The sequence below is a fragment of the Streptomyces sp. Edi2 genome (assembly GCF_040253635.1).
In the GTDB taxonomy this organism is placed as follows: Bacteria; Actinomycetota; Actinomycetes; order Streptomycetales; family Streptomycetaceae; genus Streptomyces.
In genome coordinates, this window is record NZ_JBEJGX010000003.1 from 5,184,733 (window position 1) to 5,207,296 (window position 22,564).

At 71.9% G+C, this 22,564-nt stretch carries 18 protein-coding genes; 7 read left to right on the forward strand and 11 right to left on the reverse strand.

The genetic code is table 11. The features are described 5' to 3' along the window. Positions 1-115: 115 nt before the first annotated feature. Positions 116-2,809: an NACHT domain-containing protein gene (locus ABR737_RS26180; protein ID WP_350252736.1), complete on the reverse strand. Its 2,694-nt coding sequence runs from the start codon at positions 2,807-2,809 to the stop codon at positions 116-118. Between the two features lie 56 nt (positions 2,810-2,865). Further along, positions 2,866-3,258: a hypothetical protein gene (locus ABR737_RS26185; protein WP_350252737.1), complete on the reverse strand. Its 393-nt coding sequence runs from the start codon at positions 3,256-3,258 to the stop codon at positions 2,866-2,868. A gap of 721 nt (positions 3,259-3,979) precedes the next feature. Here ABR737_RS26185 and ABR737_RS26190 point away from each other — a divergent pair. After that, a complete protein-coding gene (locus ABR737_RS26190; RefSeq protein ID WP_350252738.1) occupies positions 3,980-4,651 on the forward strand; it encodes a M23 family metallopeptidase in 672 nt (223 codons plus the stop codon). On the opposite strand, the gene ABR737_RS26195 is transcribed toward ABR737_RS26190, so the two are convergent. Continuing rightward, a complete protein-coding gene (locus ABR737_RS26195; protein ID WP_350252740.1) occupies positions 4,633-5,244 on the reverse strand; it encodes a TetR/AcrR family transcriptional regulator in 612 nt (203 codons plus the stop codon). The two genes, ABR737_RS26190 and ABR737_RS26195, sit on opposite strands and share 19 nt — an antisense overlap. A 141-nt stretch (positions 5,245-5,385) precedes the next feature. On the opposite strand from ABR737_RS26195, the gene ABR737_RS26200 reads away from it, so the two are divergent. After that, positions 5,386-7,020: an MDR family MFS transporter gene (locus ABR737_RS26200; RefSeq protein WP_502964378.1), complete on the forward strand. Its 1,635-nt coding sequence runs from the start codon at positions 5,386-5,388 to the stop codon at positions 7,018-7,020. A gap of 742 nt (positions 7,021-7,762) precedes the next feature. Here the strand turns inward: ABR737_RS26200 and cseC are convergent. From cseC to ABR737_RS26225, 5 genes are all read right to left on the reverse strand, one after another. Next, positions 7,763-9,067, reverse strand: a complete 1,305-nt coding sequence (cseC, locus tag ABR737_RS26205) for a two-component system sensor histidine kinase CseC (RefSeq protein ID WP_350252742.1) — start codon at positions 9,065-9,067, stop codon at positions 7,763-7,765. Between the two features lie 8 nt (positions 9,068-9,075). Next, positions 9,076-9,786: a two-component system response regulator CseB gene (cseB, locus tag ABR737_RS26210; protein ID WP_350252744.1), complete on the reverse strand. Its 711-nt coding sequence runs from the start codon at positions 9,784-9,786 to the stop codon at positions 9,076-9,078. Positions 9,787-9,795: 9 nt separating this feature from the next. Next, a complete protein-coding gene (locus tag ABR737_RS26215; protein ID WP_502964379.1) occupies positions 9,796-10,356 on the reverse strand; it encodes a hypothetical protein in 561 nt (186 codons plus the stop codon). A gap of 309 nt (positions 10,357-10,665) precedes the next feature. Further along, the gene (locus ABR737_RS26220; RefSeq protein ID WP_502964506.1) at positions 10,666-11,271 is read right to left on the reverse strand and encodes a SigE family RNA polymerase sigma factor; all 606 of its coding nucleotides are present in this window, start codon (positions 11,269-11,271) and stop codon (positions 10,666-10,668) included. Positions 11,272-11,642: 371 nt separating this feature from the next. Further along, positions 11,643-12,602, reverse strand: a complete 960-nt coding sequence (locus tag ABR737_RS26225) for an iron-sulfur binding domain-containing protein (RefSeq protein ID WP_350252747.1) — start codon at positions 12,600-12,602, stop codon at positions 11,643-11,645. A gap of 209 nt (positions 12,603-12,811) precedes the next feature. On the opposite strand from ABR737_RS26225, the gene ABR737_RS26230 reads away from it, so the two are divergent. The 3 genes from ABR737_RS26230 to ABR737_RS26240 all read left to right on the forward strand — a co-directional run bounded on the left by ABR737_RS26230 (position 12,812) and on the right by ABR737_RS26240 (position 15,615). Continuing rightward, a complete protein-coding gene (locus ABR737_RS26230; RefSeq protein WP_350252749.1) occupies positions 12,812-13,333 on the forward strand; it encodes a pyridoxamine 5'-phosphate oxidase in 522 nt (173 codons plus the stop codon). A gap of 311 nt (positions 13,334-13,644) precedes the next feature. Next, complete coding sequence (locus tag ABR737_RS26235) at positions 13,645-14,472, forward strand: hypothetical protein (RefSeq protein WP_350252750.1); 828 nt, start codon at positions 13,645-13,647, stop codon at positions 14,470-14,472. A 150-nt stretch (positions 14,473-14,622) separates the two neighbouring features. Further along, positions 14,623-15,615 (forward strand): NAD-dependent epimerase/dehydratase family protein, encoded by a 993-nt coding sequence (locus ABR737_RS26240; protein ID WP_350252752.1) that lies wholly within the window; start codon positions 14,623-14,625, stop codon positions 15,613-15,615. A gap of 121 nt (positions 15,616-15,736) precedes the next feature. Here the strand turns inward: ABR737_RS26240 and disA are convergent, their stop codons facing one another. Together disA and radA are read right to left on the reverse strand one after the other, a co-directional pair. After that, positions 15,737-16,861 (reverse strand): DNA integrity scanning diadenylate cyclase DisA, encoded by a 1,125-nt coding sequence (disA, locus tag ABR737_RS26245; protein ID WP_350252753.1) that lies wholly within the window; start codon positions 16,859-16,861, stop codon positions 15,737-15,739. A 124-nt stretch (positions 16,862-16,985) separates the two neighbouring features. Continuing rightward, positions 16,986-18,398 carry a DNA repair protein RadA gene (radA, locus tag ABR737_RS26250; protein WP_350252754.1) on the reverse strand — a complete coding sequence of 471 codons (1,413 nt, stop codon included), beginning with the start codon at positions 18,396-18,398 and terminating at the stop codon, positions 16,986-16,988. Positions 18,399-18,679: 281 nt separating this feature from the next. On the opposite strand from radA, the gene ABR737_RS26255 reads away from it, so the two are divergent. After that, positions 18,680-20,548 carry a sigma-70 family RNA polymerase sigma factor gene (locus ABR737_RS26255; protein ID WP_350252755.1) on the forward strand — a complete coding sequence of 623 codons (1,869 nt, stop codon included), beginning with the start codon at positions 18,680-18,682 and terminating at the stop codon, positions 20,546-20,548. An 83-nt stretch (positions 20,549-20,631) separates the two neighbouring features. Here the strand turns inward: ABR737_RS26255 and ABR737_RS26260 are convergent, their stop codons facing one another. Next, entirely contained in the window at positions 20,632-21,543 is a 912-nt protein-coding gene (locus ABR737_RS26260; protein ID WP_350252757.1) for a DUF3109 family protein, read from the reverse strand. Between the two features lie 75 nt (positions 21,544-21,618). Between ABR737_RS26260 and ABR737_RS26265 the strand changes: the two genes are divergently transcribed. Next, positions 21,619-22,545 carry a Ppx/GppA family phosphatase gene (locus ABR737_RS26265; protein ID WP_350252759.1) on the forward strand — a complete coding sequence of 309 codons (927 nt, stop codon included), beginning with the start codon at positions 21,619-21,621 and terminating at the stop codon, positions 22,543-22,545. Positions 22,546-22,564: the final 19 nt, after the last annotated feature.

Consider the following 22,564-nt stretch of genomic DNA (forward strand, 5'->3'; position numbering starts at 1 on the left):
TCTTACGGTTCCGGGGCAGTGCCGTATGTGGCGCCGTATGCAGCGGAGGAATTCAGCTCCGTAATTGCTAGGTCATTTTCGGCCGTTTCTGGACAACGTCACCGGCGCCCGCCCCTTACATCTGGACGACGCGGATTCCTTCGGGAACACCTCGCACCGGCGGAATACGACGGCCGATGCGCAGGGTGTCCAGTTTCGGAAAAGCGGACAGCCACTCCATCGATACGCCGAGGTCATAAGCGAGCCACAACCGGGTCAGGCCGTCGGCCGGGGTGATGCCCTCGATGAGCCGGCCGGGGGTGAAAGGCCCGGCGATCCGTAGCTGCGGGCGCCCGCCCATCCGGCGTAGCGCATCCAGCTCCGCCAGATCACAGACCGGAAAGTACAGCTCGGCCGGTTCGAGGTGGGCGATGATCTCCTGGGCGTAGCGGGCGGTGTCATGGCGCCGCCACGCCCCGGCGAGCTGCGCCCGCACCTCGTGATGCGCCCGGTCGCGCAGGCCCGTCAGATAGTCGATCGCCATGTCGTCGCCGATCGAGGTGGCCGTGATCGCGAGGAGACAGGCCTCGCGGTCGGAGACCTGGGCGGGGTCGGGCAACATCTCCAGCACGATCGGCCCTATCCAGCCCAGGGCACGGGCCGCGGACGGGGTGCCGGGCCGCACCATGTCGCGGGTGAAGCGCTGCACCCGCGCCCGTACCGCCGGGTCCAGCTCGGTGGCGTGTTCCAGACAGGCCGCGGCGAGCAGCTTGCGGTGCCGGGCCTCGGCGGCCCGTACGCCGGGGTGCGGGGCGAGCAGCCCGTCCAGGAGGGCCGCGCACTCATCGGGACGGGCCAGGGCCACGGCCATCCGGATGACGTCCTCCCAGTCGTCGTGGTGGGCATGGTCGAGCAGCAGCCGGAAATCGTGCCGCTGCACCGTCGCCCGGGCGGCGAGGTAGTCCTGGAAGGTGCGGTGCACGAAGTCGACGGTGCCGGGGGTGGGCTCGCGCAGCAGCCCTGTGCGGTTGAGCAGATGCCGGAAGACCTCCTCCGGGCCGCCCTGGCGGGCCGCGTCCGGGATCGCGGGCAGATGCCGGGCGAGGGTGCCGACCGCGGTCGCCCGGTCCATCTCCGAGCGGCCGTTGACCAGCATCCAGTGGGCGAGTTTCTGCAGCAGCTGGATCTTGGGCTGCCGGGTCAGCTCGATCCCGTCGGTGGCCGCCATGGCCCGCTCCCGGTCCCGGCGCTCCAGCAGCATCGACAGCGCCGCGTCGTAGAGCTCCTTGCGGCCGTTGGGCAGATAGCCCCGGCGGTCGCGGTGCAGCGCGCACAGCAGCCCGCACATCAGCGGATTGGTCGCCAGCCGCCCCAGATCCCGGGTGATCCGTACGGCATGGAGGAGGGTGCGTTCGTAATGGCCGAGCCGGTCCAGGTCGGCCGGGTTCTGCTGGGCCGCGGCCCGGTGCCAGCGCTGGATGAACGCGGCGACGTCCTCGCGGTTCATCGGGGCCAGCGACACCTCGCCGAACCCCTCGTCGGCCAGCCAGCCCCCGGGGACGGCGGACGGCCGGGAGGTGACGATCCAGACGTTGCCGGGATAGCGCAGGGTCCACTCCCGGAGCTTGCGGCGCACCTGTTCGCGGTCGCTCTCGGGGGCCTCGTCGATCCCGTCGATCAGCAGCAGCGCGCGGCCCGCGCCGAGCACCCGCTCCGTCCAGCCGTCCGGGGCCGCCCCGGCCTCCTGATAGCCCACGGCGCGCAGGAAGGTGGCGGGAGAGGGCAGCCCCTCCCGGGCGAAGCGGCGTACGGGCAGCAGGAACGGCACCCGGCCGCGCAGCCCCGCCAGCGCCTCCGGCAGATCGCCGCGGGCGGCGGCGACCGCCAGCCACTGCAGCAGCGTCGTCTTGCCCGACCCGGCCACCCCGCGCACCAGCACCCGGTCGCGGCCCGACAGCGCCTGCTCGGCGGGCAGCGGGGGATCGTCCTGCCCCGCGGCGTCGGCCTCCTGCGGTCCGGGCTCGCACTCCAGCCCCAGATAGGCGGCGTCGAGCGGCCAGCTGTCGGGGGAGTGCGCAAGATCGATACCGAAGATCGTGAGGTGGTTGTGGAGGGCGGCGGTGGCCTGCGCGTAGCGGGCCGCGAAGGCGTCGTCCTGGGGCGGGGTGGCGACGGGGGCGGGGTCGGGGTCAGGGGCGGGGGTGGAGGGGTCCTGGGCGGTGTGAGGCGGCGGTAAGGCGGTGGCGGGGGCTTCGTCAGCTGGCGGGGTACCTGCACCGGCGTAAGTACTGGCACCGGCATTGGCACCGGCCTGCGGGCCGTGGAGCAGCTTGGCGAGGGTGCGGGTCTGCTCGACGAGCGTTGCGGCGACGTAGGGCGACCTCCGGGTGAGGAAGTACAGGACGTGCCGGGCCACGACGTCCATCAGCAGGCTGTGCAGCCGGACGTCGTCGCGGTCCAGGTGCTCGGTGGCACCGGGCGCCGCCGCGCTCAGACGGCGGGCGAACGCGGCGGGCAGCAGCCGGGCCGCGTCCAGGTCATCCATGCCGGTGTCGGCGAGTGCGCGGAGCGTACGGGCGACGGCTGTGACCAGCGCTTGCTGCTCGCCGCCCGCCGCCCTGCCGGTGGCCTGTTCGACGAGGGCGGTGGCGACGCCGGACAACTCCGCCTCGCTCAGGGCGGGCTGCTCACCGGTGAAGGACACCAGGCGGGCCAGCGGCACCGGACGGTCGTCCGGGGCGGCGGCCGGCCCGGCGGTCTGGAAAAGCCTGCGGATCAGCGGGTCGACGTTCTGCGGGGTGAGGCGGGCGGCAAGGGTCGTGGGATCCATGGGCGCTTCCCGTAACTGCGGTTCCTGGCAGGGGCGTTGACGGCGTATGAGCCAGCCTATGTGCGGGGGCGGGGGAAGCGGGTGAGTTCGACGTGCGGCGGGAGTTCGGGGGCGGGCTCGGGGCGCAGGTAGGAGAGGAAGACCTCCCGCAGCTCGGGCAGGCCGGTCAGTGGCGGCAGCGCGACGGTGCCGCCGGTGAGGCCGTAGAGCTGGAGTCTGCGGAGGGCGGGGAACGCCGGGAGGGCGGCGCGTAGGGAACGGCTCAGGTCGGCGAGTGGGCCGTGCGCGGTGTTGATGACGCTCAGCTGCGTCGCCTGCGGCAGCCGGAGGGATATCCGTACCGGCCCGTCCAGCAGGCCGGCGCCTGGCCCCTCCTTGACGAAGAGCTTCTTGACGAGCGGGGCGACCACGCCGGAGGCGAGTCGGATGCCCACTGCTGACGGGTCCATCGTGGGTCCGCCCTCCCCCCGTGGCCGGTGTTGCCGTCGGGCCAGGCTAGAGCGGCCGGAGGGGCGGCGGGCGGGGATCGGCCAGGTTCGCACGAAGGGGGAGCGGCGTGGCGGCGGTCACGGAAACCGCCCTCCCCATTTCCCTTCAATTCGGGCATTTGGTGAGTGTGGGTAACTCAGGTCACCAATGCCGCGTAACCCGGGTCACAAAGGCCGGGTAATCCGGGTCACATATTCCGGGTAACCGGCGTCACAAAGGGCCGGGCGGCGCGGTTCGTAAAGGTTCCAGGGAATGAATCGGGGGTCCGGCAGGGGCGCGAAAAGGGATTGGATCTTGGTTATCGGTGACATGGCGCACAGCCGATTTGAGGCCTACTAAAAGAATTAGGGGAAGTGGGCGGCGGAGTGGCAGGGGTGAAGGTGCCGGGAAGGGCGGGGTACGGGGAACGGGTGGGGCGGGGCGTGCGTCGCCCGTGCGACATATGGCGAAAATACCTGTTCAAGGGGTGCGTGGCGGGCCCGTGAAGCGCTGCGAGATGTCCGGATTTGGGGGTTTCGCGCAGAGTTCGGGAGGGCAGGCAAGGGCCTCGCTCACTCGGCTCCTGGTACGGGCCGGGTTAGTAGAAAGGCCCCTTGGCGGGGCGGCGAAGGCGGGTTACCAAGGAATGGCGATCCCGGTCCGCAGCCGGGTAACCAATCAATTCACTGGAGGAAAACCCGCATGTCCAAGTTTGCTGCTCTCCGCAATGCGAAGAAGTCCGCTCTGCGCAATCGCGTCGCCGTTGTCGCCGCCGGTGTCGGTGTGACCGCCGCACTGGGTGCCGGTATTGCGACCGCCGCCGACGCGGGTCTGCAGAACCTCACCTCGGGTGTCGGTTCGGCCGTGACCGCGCAGGCCGACGCGCAGGCGAAGTCCGCGGCCACCGCGAAGGCCGCCGCCGTCAAGGCCAAGCAGGACGCGGCCAAGGCCGCCGACGCCTGGGTCAAGCCGGTCGACAATTACACCCTGGGCGAGCCCTTCGGCATCGCCGGCAGCCACTGGTCGCACAAGCACAGTGGTCAGGACTTCGTCGTGCCGACCGGCACCGCGGTCAAGGCCGTCCACAAGGGCACCGTCGTCAAGGCCGGCCCCTGGGGTGGCGGCGACGGCCCGGCCTACGGCAACGCCATCGTGATCCAGCACGACGACGGTACGTACACCCAGTACGCGCACCTGTCACAGATACAGGTCCGGGTCGGCCAGCAGGTCGGCGCCGGCCAGCAGATCGGCCTGTCCGGCAGCACCGGTAACTCCACCGGTCCCCACCTGCACTTCGAGGTCCGCACCGGCCCCAACTACGGGACGGGCATCGAGCCGACCGGATTCCTGCGGGCTCACGGCGATGCCGTCTGAGCTGAGTCCGGCCGGGCTGGCCGGCGGTTCGGCGGGTTGGCCGCCGTGACCAGTTCTGTGGCGACCTCGAGGACGGCCTTGCGCTTCTCCTCGGGGTCGCCCTCCACATGCTGCATCGCGAACATGCCCGCATGCATGGAGAACAGTGCCGTGATGCAGCGCACCTGATCCGTCAGCTCCGATTCGGGCTCCTTGAGCAGCCCGAAGAGGGCCAGCATGCGTGATTTGAACGTCTCGCCGATGCTCAGATCGCGCACCGCCGCCTGGTTCTCCTGCATGAACCGGAACAGGGGCTCGCCCGAGCGCAGCGACTCGCTGTAGCGCCGGATCAGCTCCTGTTTGGTCTCCAGGGTGCGCGGCTGCTCCTCGGCCCAGGCGATCACCTCGTCGATGGGCCTGCCCAGGTCCTGGAACAGGCTGATGACGATGTCTTCCTTGGTCTTGAAGTGGTAGTAGAGCGCCGCCTTCGTGACGTCCAGCTTTTCGGCGATCTCGCGCAGTGAGGTCTTGTCGTAGCCCTGTTCGGAGAACAGCTCCAGAGCGACCTTCTGGATGCGCTGGCGGGTGTTTCCCCTGCGCGCCTGTGTGCTCATGCTGCTCTCCTGCATCGTCGGTACTGGTCAGAGGGCTGCCCCGTGGGGTGCCAGGGAAACTTACTTGACGCCCGGCTAGTTGGCCGCCTACCTTCCTCACTGTACTGAACTAGCCGGGCGGCAAGTAAGTAGGAGTGAGTGATGGGGAAGTCGCAGCATGCGACCCCGACGGGGGACGGACGGATAGCGGACCGGTCGGGGAGACCGGACGCGCCGCAGGAGACCGGCTCGGGCAAGAAGCCCGCCGGCGTACGGATGGTGCTCTTCGCACTGATGATCGCGATGCTGCTCGCGATGCTGGACAACATGATCGTCGGCACCGCGATGCCGACCATCGTCGGTGAACTGGGCGGGATGGACCACCTGTCCTGGGTCGTCACCGCCTACACGCTCGCCACCGCGGCCTCGACGCCGATCTGGGGCAAGCTCGGCGACATGTACGGACGCAAGGGCGTCTTCCTGTCGTCCATCGTGCTCTTCCTGATCGGCTCCGCGCTGTCCGGCATGGCACAGGACATGGGGCAGCTGATCGGCTTCCGCGCCGTGCAGGGCCTGGGCGCGGGCGGTCTGATGGTCGGCGTCATGGCGATCATCGGCGATCTGATTCCGCCGCGGGAGCGCGGCAAGTACCAGGGCATGATGGCCGGTGTCATGGCCGTCGCCATGGTCGGCGGGCCGCTGGTCGGCGGCAGCATCACCGACCACCTCGGCTGGCGCTGGAGCTTCTACATCAACCTGCCGCTCGGTGCGATCGCGCTGGTCATGGTGACCGCGGTGCTGCATCTGCCGAAGAAGCGGTCGCAGACCCGGATCGACTACGTCGGCGCCGCGCTGCTCACCCTCGGCATCACCTCGCTGGTGCTGATCACCACCTGGGGCGGCACCGAGTACGACTGGCTGTCCGGCCAGATCATCGGCCTCGGGATCCTCGGTGTGGTCGCGCTCGCCCTCTTCCTGGTGGTGGAGCGCAGGGTCAAGGAGCCGGTGCTGCCGCTGCACATCTTCCGCAACGGCAACTTCTCGCTGATCACGCTGATCGGCTTCCTGGTCGGCTTCGTGATGTTCGGGTCGATGACCTTCCTGCCGCTGTTCCAGCAGACCGTGCAGGGCGCCTCGGCCACCAACTCCGGTCTCCTGCTGCTGCCGCTGATGGGCGGGCTGCTGGTCGTCTCGCTGATCGCGGGCCGGGTCACCACCCAGACCGGCAAGTACAAGATCTTCGTGGTCGGCGGCAGCGCGCTGCTCACCGTGGGCCTGGTGCTGCTGTCCCTGATGGACGTCGCAACGACCCGCTTCACCTCCAGCCTCTTCATGGTCGTGCTCGGCGCCGGTATGGGCTTCCTGATGCAGACCACGATGCTGATCGCGCAGAACAGCGTCGAGATGAAGGACATGGGCGTCGGCTCGTCCTCGGCCACCCTCTTCCGCACGATCGGCGGCTCCTTCGGCGTCGCGATCTTCGGTGCGATCTTCACCCACCAGGTGCAGACGACGATGGCCGAGCGGATCGGCAAGGCCGGCGAGAAGATGACCAGCGGCGGCGCCCAGATGGACCCGAAGGGACTCGCCAAGCTCCCTCCGGTGATCAAGGACGCCTACGCGCACGCGGTGGCCTCCGGCACGCATCACGTTTTCCTGTGGGGCGCGGCGATCAGCATCGTGGGGTTTGCGGCGGCGTGGTTCCTCAAGGAGGTTCCGCTGCGCGGTGGGCCGGCCAAGCCGGCCGAGTCCACGACGCCGGCGGTCGACCGCGTGCCGGTCGTTGAGGCCGTGTAATTCCCACGTTTTCGGCTGGCCCGCCGTGGGGGTTTCTCTTGTTCCGCCTGCGGCGGGCCGGTCCGCTGCGCTTTGCCTCGCCCCTGTTTTTGGCTTTCCCGCCGTTTCGCCTGCGGCGCCGGGTCCGCTGCGCGGGGCTGTGGGTGCGGTGACGGACCTCCGGGGCCTGGTGTGTGGACTGCTTCGCTTTACGCTCCGCTGCGCTCCGCCTTTGCTCTTTCTTGGAGCCTTCGGAAGCAAAGCCCACACACCAGGCCCCTCCGGCCCGTCCCCTCCCGTGAGTGAGTAAGTAAACGGGGGTGGGGGCGGGCCATTGTCATGGCCGTACGGCGCCCTCCCGGTCCTTCCGGGGTGAAGCGTTTCAGTGTGACCAACGAGGCGCACCGGACCAGCCACGTCCACCCCCACCGGCCTTCTTTCCACCCACCCAACGGGAGGGGACGGGCCGGAGCGGGTGGGTGTCCGGACGTAAAGCGAAGCAGTCCGGACACCCACCCGCGCAGGCCCGTCACCGCACCCCGACAGCCCCGCGCAGCGGACCCCGCCCGCCGCAGGCGAAACGGCGGGACAGCCGACAACGTGGGCGGGGACAAAGCGCAGCGAACCGGCCCGCCGCAGGCGAAACGGCGGGACAGTCGACAACGTGGGCAGGGGCAAAGCGCAGCGAACCGGCCCGCCGCCAGGCGCAACGGCGGCAAACCCCCACGGCGGGAAAGCCAAAACGTGGGCCAGAGGAAAACCGCTACCGCTCCGGCAGGTGTAGCACCGGGAAGCTCCCCGTACTCGTCGGCGCGTTCTCCGGTAGCCAGAGGAGGGAGACGGCGCCCGTCGAGCCGTCGGTGAGTTCATCCGCGTTGCGGAAGGTGAGACGGGCGCCCAGGACGCGGGCCTGGCCGGCCGCGATGGTCAGGCCCAGGCCGTGGCCGCGGCCGGCCCGGTCGCTGCTGCCGGTGCGGAAGCGGCTGGGGCCCTCGCGCAGCAGCGCCTCGGGGAAGCCCGTGCCGTGATCGCGGACCCGCAGGACCCGCCCCTCGACGGTGACCTCGACCGGCGGCTTGCCGTGGCGGGCGGCGTTGGCGATCAGGTTGCCGAGGATCCGCTCCAGGCGGCGCGGGTCGGTGGTGACCTCGGCTTCGCGTACGACCTCGACGGTGATCCCCGGGTCGAGGGCACGCACCCGGCGGGTGACGAACTCGCCGAGCACGACGTCCTGCAGTTCGGCGCGCTCCGCATGGCCGTCGAGCCGGGCCACTTCCAGGACGTCCTCGACGAGGGTGCGCAGCGCCTGCGCCCGGTCGCGGACGAGTTCCGAGGGGCGGCCCGGCGGCAGCAGTTCGGCGGCGGTCAGCAGGCCGGTGACCGGGGTGCGCAACTCGTGGGCGATATCGGCGGTGACCCGTCGCTCGGCCTCGATGCGCTCCTGGAGGGCGTCCGACATGGCGTCCACGGCGAAGGCCAGATCGTCGGTCTCGTCGCGTACCCGTCCGCTGCCGACCTCGTCGCGGATCCGGACCGCGGTGTCGCCGTCGGCGAGCTTGCCGGCCGCCGCGGCCGCCTTGCGCAGCCGCTTGGAGAGCCGCCCGCCGACCAGCACTCCGAGCGCACAGCCGCCGACCACCACCGCGGTCGACCCGATGACCAGGGCCTGGTCGAGGTCGTCGAGGACGGCGAAGCGGTCGGGGAAACGGTCGTGCATGGAGAGGACCCGGTTGTTGCTGAGCGGTGAGGCCGCCCACACATCGGGGGCGGTCTGCCCGGTGTCCTGGAGGTAGGTGGCGCGCTTGTTCTTGGCGACCTCGTCGCGCAGCGCCTCCGGCAGCTCGGGGTCGTCGATCTTCGCGCCGAACTGCAGCCGGTTGGTGGAGAGGAAGATCTTCTGCGTGAAGTTGAGCCGCTCGATCTGCACATCCCGGCTGTTGTCGAGCATGGAATGGCGGGCGGCGTTGTGCACGACAAGGCTCAGCGCGATCGCGACCAGCGCTCCCACGAGCGCGATCGCGGCGCTGAGCTTCCATCTCAGCCCCGTGCGCAGGGCAAGCCTGACCACCGGCGGTGTCAGCCTCTCAGCTTGTATCCGAAGCCGCGGACCGTCTCGATCCGGTCCTGACCGATCTTGCCGCGCAACCGCTGGACATGGACGTCCACCACCCGGGTGTCACCACCCCAGCCGTAGTCCCAGACCCGCTCCAGCAGCCGGTCACGCGAGAGGACCGTACCCGGCGCGTTGGAGAACTCCAGCAGCAGACGCATCTCGGTCGGCGTGAGCGCGACGTTCTCGCCGCCCTTGCGCACCTCCATGCCCTCGGTGTCGATCTCCAGATCACCGAAGCGCAGCACCGCCTCGGCGGCGTCGGCCGGCTCGGCCGTCCCGGAGCCGGGCCCGTTCGGGCCGCTGGCGTGGCCGAAGCGGCGCAGGACGGCGCGGATCCGGGCGACCAGCACCGCACCGTCGAACGGCTTGGTGACGTAGTCGTCCGCACCGGCCTCCAGGCCGAGCACCACATCGATCGAGTCGGCGCGTGCCGACAGCATGATCACGGGGACCGTCGACTCGTCGCGGATCCGCCGGCACAGGCTGACGCCGTCGAGTCCCGGCACCATCACATCGAGCAGGGCGATATCGGGGCGGTCGGCGCGGAACGCCTCCAGGCCCGCCAGCCCGTCGGGCATCGCGGTGACCACGAAGCCGTCCCGCTCCAGGGCGAGCTGGGTGGCCTCGCGGATCACGTCGTCGTCCTCGACGAAGAGCACATGGGTCTCGGCCATGCGGTTGTCTCAACCCTCCGTTCCCTTGCCGTCGTCCGGCGTGCCGGCGTCGGCGGTGGTCTTGCTGTAGTCGGTGTGATACGGACGGCCCCGCTCGCGGAAGCGCCCGTCCTTCCAGTGGTAGGTCAACACGTCCTCACCGGAGGGGCAGCACACCTTGTCGCCCGCGGCGTAGGTCTGCTTGGAGACCTCCAGGTCGCCCTTGTTCACCCCGGCGTAGACCGACGGCTGTTCATTGCTGTACACGGTGTCATACCCGTCCGGCGCGCCGGCGCGCTTGTGGAAAACATACGCGCCGATGCCGACGGAGTCCGCGCAGGTCATGACATTGACGATGACATCGGGGGAGGTGCCGCCGGTGAGCGTCGCATAGGTCACCTCGACCGGGTACTCGTCCCCGGCGCACGGCTTGGCCAGCGACCTCTTCACGTCCGGGCCGACCTTCGGGGCGTCCTTGAGCAGCCTGACGGCGTTGACCTTCTTGTAGCGGGCGGTCGGGGAAGCGCTGGGAGTGGCGTGCACGGCGCCCTTGGGCGCAGGGGTGGTGCCGGCCGACCCCTCGCTGCGCACGCCTTCGCCCCCCGGATTGCATCCGGCCAGCAAAAGGCCGACGGCGGCCACTCCCGCCGTGGCCGCGCCGCCTTTGGTCAACCCGACCCTGGTCAACCTGTTCCTGGTCAATCCGCTCCCGCTCACCGTGCTGCTCGCACAGCTGCCGATGCCGCTGCTGTTCCTGAGGTGATTGTCGCGCGTCGCGCTGTGAGCCGTAAGGCGGCCGGCGTTGTGTCCGTATTCATCGGTAAACACACACTTCGTCTTGTGCGTGGGGGGATGTCGGGTCTGCTGCTCGGGGGCCCGCGGTGTGCCGTGTGCCGCCGTTCAGGCCGCGCACCGCTCCCGCCTCCGCTCGCCACGCTCCAGCATCCGCGCGTCGATGTCACGCATCTGCAGCTCCTGGCGCAGCCGGGCCAGCGCACGGTGCAGCGTGCTCTTGACCGTTCCCGTGGACATGCCGAGCGCCGCCGCGGTCTCCTCGGTGCTCATCTGCTCCCAGTGCCGCAGCACGACGACGCTGCGCTGCTTGGGAGCCAGCACCCCGAGGATGTCCATCAGCAGGGCGCGGTCGGCGCGCTGCTCGGTGCCGTCGTCCACGCTCGCGTCCGGAAGCTGCTCGGTGGGCACCTCTTCCAGCTTGCGGGCCCGCCACCACTCGGTCCGCGTGTTGATCATGACGCGGCGGAGGTAGGCGTCGGCCAGCGACTTGTCCGCGATGCCGTCCCAGCGGCCGTAGGTGCGCACCAGTGCGGTCTGCAGCAGGTCCTGTGCGTCGACCGGGTCGGGCACCAGGCGCCGGGCGCTCCGCAGCAGGGCCTCCTGCCGCGTACGAACGTACTCTTCGAAGTCCAGTACCTTGCCGCCGCTGGTCGCCATTCCGACGCCTCCGATCCGCTTGCGTTTCCCCACGTTGACCGTGCTGGCGGTCATCTCCAGCACGAGGAAGACGCTACGGAGGGGGTGTTGCGGCGTAATGTGCGTGGGCCCCACAGCGAGTGCACGGAAAACACTCGGTTGTGTAACAGCCCGCCAGGGGTCATACCTCGGACGGACGGCGGCCCCCTGCACGTCATACTCCTGGGGGAGAAGCACCCCCGCCGGAAGGCCTACCGGCTGTGACGCGACGGAAATCGAGGAGGCGGCGCATCTCCTTCCGGTCGTATCAGGGGCACTTTCCGGTCATCCGGCGCGAAAGATGACACGGGGTCAGGTGACGCCACCGGATGCGGAAGGGCGCGGCCGCCGAAGTGACCGCGCCCTCCTCTTCTCTTACAGGTTCTCCCGTACGGATGACGCCCGCGCTACGTGAGCGGCAACCGATAGCGGCCACCGCCCAGCGGCTCCACCAAACCGTCCGAGACCAGGCCGTCCAGTGCCCGGGCCCGCTGCACCGGCTCGTCCCACACCGCGTCCAGCGCCTGCTGTGGCACCGGCGCGACCGCCTCGCGCAGGACGGCGAGCAGCTTGCCGCGCACCTGGCGGTCGGTACCGGCGTACGTCTGGGTGCGACGTGCCGGGCCGTCGTGCGCCGGGGACCCGGCCAGCCGCCAGGCGCACCGCGCGGCGATCGGGCAGCGCCCGCACTCCGGAGCGCGCGCCGTGCACAGCAGCGCCCCCAGCTCCATCGTGGCCGCCGCCCAGCGCGCCGCCAGGTTCTCGTCCTCGGGCAGCAACTGGCGGGCGAGTTTGCGCTCCGCCGCGGTGGTGGCGTTCGGCGGGAACTGGCGGCCGGCCACCGCGCGGGCGAACACCCGGCGCACATTGGTGTCCAGCACGGCGTGGCGCTGTCCGTACGCGAACGAGGCGACCGCGGCGGCGGTGTACTCGCCGACACCGGGCAGCGCCAGCAACTGGCTGTGCTCGCGCGGTACGTCGCCGCCGTGCCGCTCCTGTATGGCGGAGGCGGCGGCATGGAGCCGCAGGGCGCGGCGCGGGTAGCCGAGCCGGCCCCAGGCCCGGACCGCCTCGCCCGGCGCCTCTGCGGCCAGGTCGGCGGGGCGCGGCCAGCGGGCCAGCCACTGCTCGTAGACCGGCAGCACTCTGCTGACCGGGGTCTGCTGCAGCATGAACTCGCTCACCATCACGCCCCAGGCGCCCGCCTCGGGGCGGCGCCAGGGCAGATCGCGGGCGTGCTCGTCGAACCAGTCGGTGACCGGGCCGTGCAGCGCGGTCCCGTCGGCGGCTCCCGCGGCCGCGTCGGCGGCGGAAGCGTTCTCGGTGGCGGCGGTCGTGGCAGTGGTGGTGACAGGCGTCGAAGTCATGGCACTGCCGATCCTGGCACGTCCGGGGTCGCCCGGGAAACGCACCGGGCCCGCCCCGCCGCGCGCCCACCCGCACGCAGGACGGCCGGGGGCGTACGGGTGGCGGTTACCGGCGGTATGACGACAGTCCGGCGGCGGCCGGAGTCAGGCGGCGCCCGGAGCGGGGGCCCGGCGCGCGCCGGCCGGACGGGGCGGGTGAGGATGCGGTCATGGCGGAGACGAGTGGTGCACAGGACAGCGGCGGTACGGGCGGGTCGCCCTGCCCGGAGACGATCCGGCGGGCGCTCGCGGCGCACACGACGATGACGCTGGCGTACGGGGACGAGGACGGGCCGGGTGCCTGCGCGGTGCTCTATGCGACGGACCCGGAGGGCGGCGGAGCGGGCGGCGCCGGGCCCGTGCTGTATTTCGTCACCGCGACCACGACGCGGCACGGACGGGCGCTGGCGGTGCCCGGCGCCCGGGCCGCCTTCACGGCACAGCGGGACGGCCAGGAGTGGAGCGGGCTGACGGGGCTTCAGGGCCGGGGCGACTGCCGCCCGCTGACCGGCGCCGAGCGGGCCGCGGGCTGGCAGGTCTACCTGGCTCGCTTCCCCTTCGTCGCCGGGAGTGAACGGCTGCGCGACGCCCTGGAGCGCACCACCCTGTGGGAGCTGCGCCCCGACTGGCTGCGGCTGATCGACAACGGGCAGGGCTTCGGGCACAAGGAGGAGTGGCGGCCGGGTTCCTGAGGCCGGGGTGCCGGCCTTGTGCCACCTCTGCTCCGCGGGCCCGCCCGAACACGCATCTGACGGACGACGGGAACGCGCATCTGACGGACCACGGGAAGGCGCATCTGACGGACCACGGGAACGCGCATCTGACGGACGACGGACGGCGAGGCGGATCGACCGTGGCGGCCGGTCAGGAGCCGCCTCCGGGCCGGTCCCGAGCTCTCTCCGGGGTGACCGGGAGGCACCTCCGGGCCGATCATGCGAAAAGTTGCAGCGGGAAGCGGCGGGTACTGGCCTGTGCGGCGGCCGATCTCTCGTAGAGTTTCCGCGTGGGATCACTGCGCAATCCGATCGGGCCGCTTCCGTCCTCCATCTACTGGCGACGGAGGGCTGTTGCGCTGGCCATCGTCGTACTGCTCGCCTTGCTTGTCGTGTGGGCCCTCAACTGGGGCGGCATCGGCGGCAAAGGCGACGACGAGGGCAAGGGGCCCCATGGAAACGGGCCCGCGACGTCCATCACCCCGGGACCCTCCCACAGCGGGCCGGTGAACGGCCAAAAGCCGGGCGGGCGCGATGAGTCGGGCAGCGGCGGGGGCTCGGACTCCGGTTCCGGCGGTGGCTCGGGTTCCGCGGGCGGCGACCAAGACGCGTCCAACGGTGACTCCGGTGCCGGCTCCGGCGGTTCGGGTTCCGTGCCCGACGGGCCGATCGGCCAGGGATCCGGCAAGAACGCCGTCGAGGCCGGCTCCTCGCTCCCCAACTGCGTATCCGACAAGGCCGAGTTGGTGCTGCGCAGTGTCAAGAAGTCCTACGGTCCGGACGCCAAGCCGAAGTTCGAGCTGACGGTCAAGAACGCGGCCGGTGCCGCGTGCAAGGTGGATCTCGGGCAGAAGGCCGCGGTGCTCACCATCACCGACACCGCGGGCGACGACCGCGTGTGGGCCTCGAACGACTGCCCCTCGGGCACCCGGCCCGCGCTGCTGCAGGTTCCGGCCAAGGGTTCGGTGAAGCGCACCATCGTGTGGGACCGCCGGGCCAGCGGTCCGCAGTGCAAAACGCTGAGCCCGGCCACGGTGCCGGCCGGCAAGTACCTGATCGAGGCCAAGGTGCCGGGGCTGGAAACGGTCCATACGTCGTTCGTGCTGGCCGAGGACTGAGCCCGCGGAGCCGGCGCGGAGGGCCGGGGGAGCGGACCCCGGCACCTCCGTAGTTCTTCCCGTACGCGCCTTTGTGCCTTCCGCCCGTAGCGTTTTCGCCGGTAGCGAGAGTCGGTGCCCCGGACGGTGCCGTCCGGGATAGTCACCGTCATGAAGCTACTGATGCTGGGCGGGACGGAGTTCGTGGGGCGGGCTGTCGCCGAGGCGGCGCTGGCGCGTGGCTGGGAGGTCACGGTGTTCCACCGGGGGAATCACGCGCCGCCGGAGGGGACGACGGCGCTGCACGGTGACCGTGCGGACGCGGCAGGGCTCGCGGCCCTGGAAAAGGGCGAGTGGGACGCCGTCGTCGATACCTGGAGTGGTGCGCCGTCGGCCGTCCGGGACAGTGCGCGGCTGCTGGCCGGGCGGGCGGGGACGTATGCCTACATCTCCAGCACCTCGGTGTACGCCTTCCCGCCCACGGGCCGGCCCGATGAGCGGGCGCCGCTGGTGACGGGCTCCGCCGATGCCACCGGTGCCGAGGACTATGCACAGGCCAAGCGGGGCGGTGAGCTGGCCGCGGCCGAGGCGTTCGGGGACCGGGCGCTGCTGGTGCGTGCGGGGCTGATTCTCGGGCCGTACGAGAACGTGGGGCGGCTGCCGTGGTGGCTGGGGCGGATCGCCCGCGGCGGCCCGGTCCTGGCGCCGGGGCCGCGGGGGATGGCGCTGCAGTACATCGACGTCCGTGACCTGGCCGAGTGGACGGCCGACGCCCTGCAGGCCGGGCTCGGCGGGCCGTACAACCTGGTGAGCGAGTCCGGGCACGCCACCATGGGCGAGCTGCTGGAGAGCTGCGCGAAGGTCACCGGCTCGGACGCGGAGCTGCGCTGGACCGCTCCGGAGGACGTCCTCGCCGCCGGTGTCGAGCCCTGGACCGAGCTGCCGGTCTGGCAACCGCCCGGTGAGCTGAGGGACGCGGTCTTCGGCCGCGAGGTGTCCAAGGCCCTGGCGTCCGGACTGCGTTGCCGTCCCGTCGCGGAAACCGTGGCCGACACCTGGGCCTGGCTGCAGGCCATCGGCGGGGTGGCACCGCAGCGCCCGGACCGCCCCGCACTCGGCCTGGACCCGGCGAAGGAGGCGGTGGCGCTGCGGCGGGCCGGCTGACCCCTGCCGGTGCAGGACGGCGGAGACCGGCCCGGTGCGGGGCAGCCCTGAGAGGTGCCGCCCTTGGGACGCCTCCGCCCTCAGGCGTACTCAGACGTGCTGCCCTTCAGGCGTACCGCCCTTAGACGTACCGCTCCAGGATCGACGACTCCGCCAGTCGGGACAGGCCCTCGCGGACCGAGCGGGCGCGGGCCTCCCCGACGCCGTCGACCGCCTGAAGGTCGTCGACGCTGGCGGCGAGCAGCTTCTGCAGACCGCCGAAGTGGTCGACGAGGCGGTCGATGACCGTGCCGGGCAGCCGGGGGACCTTCGCCAGCAGGCGGAAACCGCGCGGGGAGACCGCGGAGTCCAGTGTCTCGGGGGCTCCGCTGTAGCCCAGTGCGCGGGCCACGGTGGGGAGTTCGAGCAGTTCGGTGTGGCTGAGCGCGTCCAGCTCGGCGAGCGCTTCGACGACCGTGCGGGAGCGCTTGGCGGTCGGCTGGGGGACGTAGTCGCGGACGACGAGCTCCCGCTCCGGCTCCACGCCGGCGATCAGTTCCTCCAGCTGGAGGGCGAGCAGCCGGCCGTCCGTGCCGAGCTCGACGACGTACTCGGCGATTTCGGTGGCGATCCGGCGGACCATCTCCAGGCGCTGGGCGACCGCGGTGACATCGCGGACCGTCACCAAGTCCTCGATCTCCAGGGCGGAGAGGGTGCCGGCGACCTCGTCCAGGCGGAGCTTGTAGCGCTCCAGGGTCGCCAGTGCCTGATTGGCGCGGGAGAGGATCGCGGCCGACTCCTCCAGGACGCGGCGCTCGCCGTCCACGTAGAGCGCGATCAGACGCATCGACTGGCTGACGGAGACGACCGGGAAGCCGGCCTGGATCGAGACGCGCTGGGCGGTGCGGTGGCGGGTGCCGGTCTCCTCCGTGGGGATGGAAGCGTCCGGGACCAGCTGGACGCCGGCCCGCAGGATTTTGGAGATGTCCTTGTCGAGGACCAGTGCCCCGTCGAGCTTGCACAGTTCGCGCAGCCGCGTGGCGGTGAACTCGACATCCAGGACAAATCCGCCGGTACACATGGATTCGACGGTCTTGTCGAAGCCCAGCACGATCAGCCCGCCCGTATTGCCGCGGAGGATGCGCTCCAGGCCGTCGCGCAGGGCGGTACCGGGAGCGACGGCGCTCAGCGTGGCGCGCATCAGGCTCTCGGTGCCGGAGCTTCCACCGGACCTGCCGGAAGTCGATGCCCGGTCGTTGGCTGCCACTGCACTCCTCCGTCGCAAGGTCTGTCGGTCCGCAGGCCGCCCGGCCCATGCTGTGTTGACGTACCAGCGGAGCGTACGTGGCCGACAGGCAATTCTGCGGTGACGGGCGAGACCAGGGCAAAGTCTACCGGCGTGCGCCCTCTTCCTGTGGGGCCTCCCGGCGCACTCGCTTGGGCAGGACGCTGAGGGCCGCTCCGACGTCGGCGACCTCCAGCACCCGCATTCCGTCGGGGATCTTGCCGGGGTCGGAGGGGACCAGGGCGTGGGTGAAGCCGAGGCGGGCCGCTTCGGACAGCCGCCGCTGGACGCCGGTGACCCGCCTGACCTCGCCCGCGAGGCCCACCTCGCCGATGGCGACGAGGTTCTTGGGGAGGGGGGTGTCGCTGGCGGCGCTGGCGAGGGCGAGGGCGACGGCGAGGTCGGCGGCGGGCTCGGTCAGCTTCACCCCGCCGACCGTCGCGCTGTAGATGTCGCGCTTGCCCAGGGCGCTGATCCGGCCGCGCTGTTCCAGTACGGCGAGCATCATCGAGACCCGGGAGGTCTCCAGGCCGGAGGTGGTGCGCCGGGGGGAGGGGATCTGGGAGTCGACGGTGAGCGCCTGGACCTCGGCGACCAGGGGGCGGCGGCCCTCCAGGGTCACCGTCAGGCACGTACCGGGCACGGGTTCGGTGCGGCGGGTGAGGAAGAGGCCGGAGGGGTCGGCGAGACCGGTGATGCCCTCGTCGTGCAGCTCGAAGCAGCCGACCTCGTCGGTGGTGCCGTAGCGGTTCTTGACGCCGCGGACCAGGCGCAGCCGGGCATGCCGGTCGCCCTCGAAGTGCAGGACGACATCGACGAGATGTTCCAGCAGGCGCGGCCCGGCGATGGCGCCGTCCTTGGTGACATGGCCGACCAGGAGGGTGGACATACCGCGGTCCTTGGACGCCCGGATCAGTGCGCCGGCCACCTCGCGGACCTGGGCCATGCCGCCGGGGGCGCCCTCGATCTCGGGGGAGGCGACGGTCTGCACGGAGTCGAGGATCAGCAGCGAGGGCTTGACCGTGTCGAGGTGGCCGAGGACGGCGGAGAGGTCGGTTTCGGCCGCCAGATACAGATGGTCGTCGAGGGCGCCGATGCGGTCGGCGCGCAGCCGTACCTGGCTGGCGGACTCCTCGCCCGTCACATACAGGGTGCGGTGGGCGTCGGAGGCGGCCTTGGCGGCGACGTCCAGCAGCAGGGTGGACTTGCCGACCCCGGGCTCGCCGGCCAGCAGCGCGACCGCGCCGGGGACCAGCCCGCCGCCCAGGACACGGTCCAGCTCGGGCACTCCCGTCGAGCGGGCGGTGGCCTGCGTGCCGTCGATCTGGCCGATGGGCAGGGCCGCGGTGGTGACCCGGCCGGGCGCGGTCGTGCGCACCGCGGGGGCGCCGCCGAACTCCTCGACCGTGCCCCACGCCTGGCATTCGGGGCAGCGCCCGAGCCACTTCGCGGTGGTCCAGCCGCACTCCGTACAGCGGTAGGAGGGGCGCTCCTTGCCCGAGGATTTACGCGTTGCCATGGGGTCACCGTAGCGGCGGGGTCTGACAACGCCCGCCTGAGCCCTCGCCCGGCCCCTCGCCCGAGCCCTTCAGGAGTGGGGTCTTCGGGCCGGAGGCGCCGGTTGCGGCAGGGGCGGCTCCCTCACCGGCGGTTGCGCCGCACGGGTGGCGCAGACGGAGCGCGCCCGCGGTGTAAAGGGCCATTCGTGTCCTCTTTTGAGGGAGATGGTCACCCGTAAGGGTTAAAAGTGTCCAACGCGAGCAAGGCCGGCTGCATCATCCGCCTACCGTCGCCGGGGTGATGAGCAGCAGGCCCGAGCACCCCACGCACTCCACCGGCGCACACCGGTCGCGCGGCGACGGCCGGCGCCGGAGCCGTCCGGAGCCGTCCGAGCGGCCCGGCCCGGATGTCGCACGCCCCCCGGACAAGCGGCCCGACGGCTACGAGCCTTATCTGGACGGGCTGTTCACCTACTGCCTGTCGGTGCTGTGCGAGCACGACGCGGCGACCGCGGTGCTCGGCGAGATGCTTGCGCTCGCCGAGCGGCACCACGGCAGGCGGCCCGCCGACCGGGACCGGTACCGCTCCTGGCTCTATGCGCTGGCCCGCTGGGCCTGTCTGCGCCGGCTCGCCGAACGGACCGGCCCGGCCGCCAAGGCACCGGCCCCGACGGCCGCCGCCACCGGCACGACCGCGACCGCCTCCACCGCCACAGCCACCGGCCCGGGCGCAGCCACCGGCCCGGGCGCAGCCACCGGCCCGGCCGCCGCCGAAGCCGACCGCCGGCAGCGTGAACTCGCCGCGCTGGCCTGGCCGGAGGCCGCCGGCACCACCCCCGGGCAGCGCGAGGCGCTGGAGCTCTCGGTACGCCATCAGCTGTCCGCCGACGAGGTCGCCGCGGTGCTCGGCGCCGACCCGGTCGCCACCCGCGCGCTGCTGGCCACCGCCTCCTGCGAGGTGGAGCGGACCCGGGCGGCCCTGGCCGTCGTCGAGTCCGGCCGCTGCCGCGAGGTGGCACAGCTGGCGGGGGACACCCAGATGCTGCTGGGCGCGGCCCTGAGCCGGGAGCTGGTGCGCCATGTCGACGACTGCGCCGAGTGCCGGCGGACCGCCGAGCGCGCCACCGCCCCGGGGACCTGGCCGGGCACCGCGCCGGTGCCCCCGGGGGCGCTGCCGCTGGTCGCCGCGCCGCGCGAGTCCGTGCTCGGTGCGCTGGCGGCGGCCCGGCGCGCCAAATCGGGCCGCGCGGAGGGCGTGGCCGGTGCGGGACACGGCGGCCGGACCGGTGGGGCAAACGGTTCTCCTCGCTATGACCGCAACGGATTTCCCGTCGGCCCCCCGACCGACCGGGTGGCCCGCCGGCGCCGGCTCCGCGGCCGCGCGCTGACCACCACCGTGGTCGCCACGGTGGTGGCGGCACCGGTGCTGGCCCTGTGGGCGGCGTACCACGGCAGCCTCGCCACCGATGAGGCGGCGGACGCCTCGCCCTCGGTGACGGCCAGCGAGACGGAGACCGGGGAACGGCTGAGCGGCCGCCCGTACGAGAACGCCGGCAATGCCCGGACGACGCCCGATCCCGGCTTCCGGTCCGGCGACGGGACGCCCGATGTGTCCGTCGAGGTGACCAGCGCGGACGGCACCCCGCAGCGGCCGGGCGAGCCGGGCAGCCGAGCGGAGTCGGGCCCCGGCCGGCTGACGGTCGCCGCGCAGCCCAGCGGCCGGACCACGGTGATCACGCTCACCGCCGCGGGCCGGGCTCCGGTGCGCTGGCGCGCTTCGGCGGGCGCGGCCTGGCTGCAGCTGAGTCACACGGCGGGCTCGCTGCGGCCGGGCGAGACCACCACGATCACGGTCGATATCGACCACGATCGGGAGCCCGCGGGCCACTGGCGCGCCAGGATCGCCATCGAGCCGGGCGGCACCGCCGTGACGATGAAGGGCCATGGCGTGACCGGTCCCGTCCCTGGCCCGCAGCGTCCGACGCCGGCGAAGCCGAGGCCCAGGCCGACACCGCGCCCTTCGCATCCGGCGCCGACACCCACGCCGACCCCGACCTCCCCGGCGCCCACCCCCACGCCTCCGTCGCCGACCCCCAAGCCCACCGGCCCCGACCCGTCCTCGACTCCGTCGAACACGACCCGTCCCGCCCGCGGCGCGCCCGGGCGCTGAGCGCACCGGGCCCGAGCGCACCGGGACATGAACGCACCGGGACCGCGTCGGCCCGGACGGCCCCGACGCGCGCCTACTACTGCCTACTGCTTCCCCTTCTCCTTCTCCTTTGGCTTCTGCGACTTCTGCGACTTCTGGGAGGCCTTCGGGGGCTTCGGGTCCGCCGGGTGCGGCGCCATCGGCAGCGTCGCCGCCAGCCGCTCCTCGCACAGTGCGGCGAGCTTGGCGTAGCCCTTCTTGCCCATCAGCTCGGTCAGCTCCGGCTTGTACGAGACGTACACCGGGTCGCCCGCGCCGTGCGCCGAGGTCGCGGAGGTGCACCACCAGTGCAGGTCGTGGCCGCCGGGGCCCCAGCCGCGCCGGTCGTACTCGCCGATCGTCACCTGCAGGACGCGGGTGTCGTCCGGCCGGTCGATCCAGTCGTAGGTGCGCCGGACCGGCAGCTGCCAGCAGACGTCCGGCTTGGTCTCCAGGGGCTCGCGGCCCTCGCGCAGCGCGAGGATGTGCAGGGAGCAGCCCGCGCCGGCCGGGAAGCCGGGGCGGTTCTGGAAGATGCAGGAGCCCTCCCAGCGCCGGGTCTGCCGGTCGCCGTCCTCGTCCTCCTGGACCCAGCCGGTCTGGGTGCCGACGTCGTGGTGCTGCCACACATCGGGCGTGAGCCGTGCCACGTGCTCGGCCACCCGCTTCTCGTCGTCCTCGTCCGAGAAGTGCGCGCCGAGCGTGCAGCAGCCGTCGTCCGCCCGGCCGGCCTGGATGCCCTGGCAGCCGCTGCCGAAGATGCAGGTCCAGCGGGAGGTCAGCCAGGTCAGGTCGCAGCGGAAGATTTGTTCGTCGTCGGCCGGGTCCGGGAAGGTGACCCAGGCGCGGGCGAAGTCGAGGCCGACCTCGTCGGCCGGGGCCTGCTTCGGGGACCGCGCCCCCTCAGTCGCCTGAGAGCGCCGCTTTTCTTCCTTGGTGAGCGCTTTTTCGTGCTTCGCCTTTTTCGTCTTTGCCACGACTCCAGCCTAAGGCGCATCACGGTGCGGACCGTGCCGACAGGAGTGGGCGGTGCGCGCAGTAGGTTTCCCCGTATGAGACTCGGTGTCCTCGATGTGGGTTCGAATACGGTCCATCTGCTCGTGGTGGACGCACACCCGGGCGCGCGCCCGCTGCCCGCCTATTCGCACAAGGCGGAGCTGCGCCTTGCCGAACTCCTGGACGAGGCGGGCGCGATAAGCGATGCGGGGGTGGAGCGGCTGGTGGCCACCGTGCACGAAGCGCTCCAGGTGGCCGAGGACAAGGGCGTCGAGAGCGTGCTGCCGTTCGCCACCTCGGCGGTCCGCGAGGCCACCAACGGTGAGGACGTCCTGCGCCGGGTCGCCCTGGAGACCGAGGTCGAGCTGCAGGTGCTGTCCGGCGAGGACGAGGCGCGGCTCACCTTTCTCGCCGCCCGCAGGTGGCTGGGCTGGTCGGCCGGCCGGCTGCTGGTGCTGGACATCGGCGGCGGCTCGCTGGAGGTCGCCTACGGCCTGGACGAGGACCCGGACGTGGCGGTGTCGCTGCCGCTGGGCGCCGGCCGGCTGACCGCGGGCGACCTGCCCGGCGACCCGCCGGAGGCCGACGACGTGCGGACGCTGCGCCGCCGGGTGCGCGCCGAGATCGCCAAGGTGGTGAGCGAATTCAGCCGCCACGGCACTCCCGACCGGGTCGTCGGCACGTCCAAGACCTTCCGGCAGCTGGCCCGGATCGCGGGCGCCGCGCGCTCGGCGGAGGGCCTGTACGTCCAGCGGGAGCTGACCCGGAAGAAGCTGGAGGAGTGGGTGCCGCGGCTGGCCGGGATGTCGGCGGAGGAGCGGGTCACGCTGCCCGGGGTGTCCGAGGGGCGCTCGCGCCAGCTGCTCGCCGGGGCGCTGGTCGCCGAGGCGGCGATGGACCTGTTCGGGGTCGAAACGCTGGAGATCTGCCCGTGGGCGCTGCGCGAGGGGGTCATCCTGCGGCGGCTGGACCACTTGCCGTAGGGGCTGTCGCAGGGCCGTC